Source organism: Mesorhizobium sp. M1A.F.Ca.IN.020.03.2.1 (assembly GCF_004023205.1).
Taxonomy (GTDB): Bacteria; Pseudomonadota; Alphaproteobacteria; order Rhizobiales; family Rhizobiaceae; genus Mesorhizobium.
In genome coordinates, this window is sequence record NZ_RZSV01000464.1 from 1 (window position 1) to 1341 (window position 1341).

Annotated in this window: 2 protein-coding genes; both read left to right on the plus strand. The window is 63.0% G+C overall.

Going from position 1 to position 1341, the window contains the following annotated elements:
• Positions 1–659, plus strand: a 659-nt coding sequence (locus EOA79_RS32065; protein ID WP_164894071.1) for a zinc-binding dehydrogenase, incomplete at its 5' end; no start/stop codon positions are given.
• A 6-nt stretch (positions 660–665) separates the two neighbouring features.
• The coding region (locus EOA79_RS32070) for a lipid A biosynthesis lauroyl acyltransferase (RefSeq protein WP_128293692.1) at positions 666–1341 on the plus strand (676 nt) is incomplete at its 3' end.

Genomic DNA, 1341 nt, shown 5'->3' on the forward strand with positions numbered 1-1341 from the left:
TCAACCTGCCTGCCCGTCTCCTGGTGCCTGCGCCGCCCGGTGTCTCCGATATCGGCGCTGCCGTCGCACCCGTCACCTTCGGCACGGTCGAGCATATGCTGTTCGACAACGCGAAACTGGAGCCCGGTGAGACCATCCTCGTCCATGCCGGCGGCTCCGGCATCGGCTCCGCAGCCATCCAATTGGCGAAGCGCATGGGCTGCACGGTCATCACTACGGTCGGCTCGAACGACAAGATCGACAAGGCGAAGGCGCTTGGCGCCGACCATGTCATCAACTATCGCGAGGATCGCTTCGAAGGCGTGGTGCGCAAGCTGACGAAGAAGAAGGGCGTCGATGTCGTGTTCGAGCATGTCGGCGCCGACACCTTTGCCGGCTCGATGCTGTGCCTGAAGCGCGGCGGCCGCCTCGTCACCTGCGGCTCGACCTCCGGCGTCTCGACGCAGGTCAATCTGATGCAGCTTTTCCAGCAACAGCTGAAGCTGCTCGGCTCCTTCGGCTGCCGCATGGAGAACATGGCCGATGCCATGCAGAAGATGGCGGCCGGTCTCGTCGCGCCCGTAATCGACACCGAAGTCGGCTTCGACGACATCGACGCCGCGCTGAAGCGCATGGAAGGCCGCGACGTCTTCGGCAAGATCATTCTTCGCGTTTCCTAAGACAAGATGGTCGGCAAGGTACTCAAGAAAGCCCGCCGGGACTTCATGTTCCGCTATGGCCGGCGGCTACGCCAAATGGAGCACTGGCTGGTGGCGCGGCTTGCCATGGCGATCATCGGCCTGCTGCGCCTTTTGCCGCCTGACAGCGCGCTCAACTTCGCCGACCGCGTCGCCCGCCGCATCGGGCCGATGGTCGGACGGCACAGGGTAGCCGTCAACAATCTGCGCCTTGCCTATCCGCAAAAGAGCGATGCCGAAATCGAGGCCATCGCGTCCGACATGTGGGGCAACATGGCCCGGCTTGCCGCCGAATACATCTTCCTCGATGCCCTCTTCGATTTTGACCCGAATGCCGCCAAGCCGGGCCGGGTCGAGGTCAGCGGTATCGAGCATTTCGTCGAAATCGCAGGCGAAAAGAAGCCGCACATCCTGTTCACCGGCCATCTCGGCAATTTCGAGCTTTTGCCGGTCGCCGCCGCCACCTTCGGCATGAACATCACGGCACTGTTCCGCCCGCCCAACAATCCCTACCTTGCCGACTACATCCACTCGACACGCCGCTCGAGCATGGGAGGCCTGCTGCCGTCCTCGACCGGCGCATCGTTCGCCCTTGCCGCCATCCTGGAAAACGGCGGCAATATCGGCGTGCTGGTCGATCAGAAATTCACGAACGGCGTCGAGA